We start from the raw sequence: 2,620 nt of genomic DNA, 5'->3' as shown, positions 1-2,620 counted from the left end.
TGGAGCTGGCGTTTTCTTCTTGTAGACATAAACCACATGGCTATCGCCTTCCGTCACCTTACCATTGGCTGGAGCTGAGTCTGATGACAGAGACTTGAATTCATAACCGTCAAAAGTCTTTTGACTTGTTGTGTAGTCTTCGCCCACTGGGGCATTGGTCTTCACTTGAGTTGGACCTTCCAATACATTGCCGTCTTCGTCAATATATTTCACGTCCACATTACCAGTTTTTGGTGTTGGAGTTGGATTTTTTGTTGTGTTCGTATCAGCAGCAGCTAGCCCATCATCAACATGAGCAGTGTTATCAATACGTTGACCTTTGACATCGGCATCTACTTTGACTTGGAAAGTAACTTTGAAAGTTTCCCCGCTAGCTACATTTTTAGTCCAAGTGAGTGTCTTACCTGTCAGTGTTCCACCATTGTCAGCAGAATTTTCCACATATGTTGTATGTTCTGGAACATTATCTGTAATTGTGACGTCTCTCGCTGAATCCGTGGTATTTGTATAAGTCACAGTATAAGTCAATGTATCATTGGCATTTGTTTCTTGACCGTCAATACTTGTACCTGTACCATCCACAACATCTTTTACAGGTTTAGTAAATTCTTCAAGTACCCATTTACCGATGAACTTCACATCTCCATTTTCAACAACTTCTGAAACCTTATCGTAACCTTTGAATACCCAGTTTCCTTCTGGAACAGATACTTTAGTAGTTGTTGGTTGAGTAGGATTTACAGTCGTTCCATTTGCAAGACCTGATACTTTAGCTGGTAACAAGTTTGTAACTTCTTGTGGAAGGGTCTTACCAGGTGTACCGCTCTCAAATTCATGAATCTTATTGTAAAGTAAGGTTGTTGTTACCTTGTTTGATGGAATATAAAGGTTATCCGGTTTCATAGCTACAATATTTTCGATAGGTCCTGAAGCTTTATCACCAACCTTATTATTTGTTACTGTATTATAAGTAATACGAATAGGTGTTCCGGCCTTATCTTTGTTCAAGTAGGCAGCAGCCATCTTGACAGTTACTTTTTGACCGGACTTCTCAACAGTATAGTCTACACCTTCTGTCAACGCAACACCATTCGCATCGACCGTAAGATCTTTGAAATCTAAACGATCATCAAAGGTATCAACGAAATCAAGGCTTGATAAAGCTGCAATGATTTCTTTACCTGGTTTTGGAATTCTGAAAAGAGTCTTATAAGTGATTGCTTCGCCTGCTTGTGCTGGGATTTGAGCTGGGTCTACCTCCTTTTCTGGGGCAAACTGTGCTTGCTCCACGTAAAGAGAGAAAGTTGCAGAGGCATGGTTCGCTGAACGGTAACCAAAGTTCATGGTATTGTTAACTGAGCGTAGAGCTAAACCGGAAATATTATTTTCGGCGTCTGAACCACTTGTACCACCACCTGGGCCTGCATTCCAAACAGTTTTATCACCTTCTTGGGTTACTTGCAAAATATTCCGGTTGTTCATTACCCGCTTATCAACACTAGTGCTGTAATTGGTAACATAGAAAGCTTCCTTGGTATTCCATTGACCATTTGCATCAATATCAGTTGGCTTCATCACCAATTTCATGTCAGGTTCTGAACCATCTGAATACTTAAGTTCTGCTGTTACATCTGCATCAACCGTAAAGGTATTATGTAAAAAATAATTATGCGTTGCATCAAGATAGGGGATATTCCCAATTTCAAATTGATTTGCTCCCCATGTATTAGAAACATTAAAAAACTGAACTGCCGTCTTGCTAGCATTAGCCATTTGAGCCGTAGCTTCTGAGTTATTGATATAATGAAGAGTAACTTTATTAATCGTTAAATAAGCATCTACTTGCTTACCATTGACTGTTCCAGCATTGGTAAATTTCAAAGACAAAGGTTTATCAAAGGTTTGATCTGCCTTTTTTGTCTTATCTACCTTGAGGGTGAAATTCTCCATCGGGGTCCCTACCCTTGGGCTACCTTCATAAATTGGATCATTCATGTGGTATTGATCTACGGCAGATGACTTAGATACAACGCTCATGTTATCCGTAGTTAACTGAAATTGGTAAAGACGTAGTGCAGAAAGATCTGTGTCATCCTTTATTTCCTGCGGTGCCGCAAAAACGCCTTGAAACGGCAGTAAGAAAAACGCTAAAACAAAGGTTATCATTCCAACGATTGTCTTTTTAAGCCTGTTTTTCGACTTTATCATTCTTTTTCTCCTTATAAAATTTCTTTTTACTTTTTATGATTACACACAAAAAGAAATTTATTGCCATTCTCCATATGATAAGAACTCCGTCATTAGTACCCAAATTGGTAGTTCCCCCAGCTAATCTACCAATTCTTATCAAAAGAGCTTGTCAATAAATGCCTTTTAGTTTAACAGTCAAAGCAAAAGTTAAAAACAAGAGTTATAGCTCTAAGAGAGACTACTAACCCATATTTAATTATAGCATGAATCAAATAATTTAGGCAAGCACTTCATTAAATTTTTCTTAAACAAAATCCCCTGCCAACAACAGTGGCTCTATAATTTCTGTAGTGGGTAAAATCACTTTAGGAATTATGGAGCCTATTTTGTTGTAGAAAAAAAGTCCCATAAGACCTATAATGAAAAGCGA

General features: G+C 38.4%; 1 protein-coding gene. It reads right to left on the bottom strand.

Annotated elements, in window-relative coordinates; genetic code table 11:
* Nucleotides 1–2,166, bottom strand: a 2,166-nt coding sequence (locus A3I3_RS11000; RefSeq protein WP_240366776.1) for an Sgo0707 family adhesin, incomplete at its 3' end; no start/stop codon positions are given.
* Nucleotides 2,167–2,620: the final 454 nt, after the last annotated feature.

Source organism: Streptococcus massiliensis DSM 18628, from assembly GCF_000380065.1.
Lineage (GTDB): Bacteria > Bacillota > Bacilli > Lactobacillales > Streptococcaceae > Streptococcus > Streptococcus massiliensis.
Note: the sequence above shows the minus strand (reverse complement) of the source record. Positions and strands in the feature narration are given on the sequence as shown.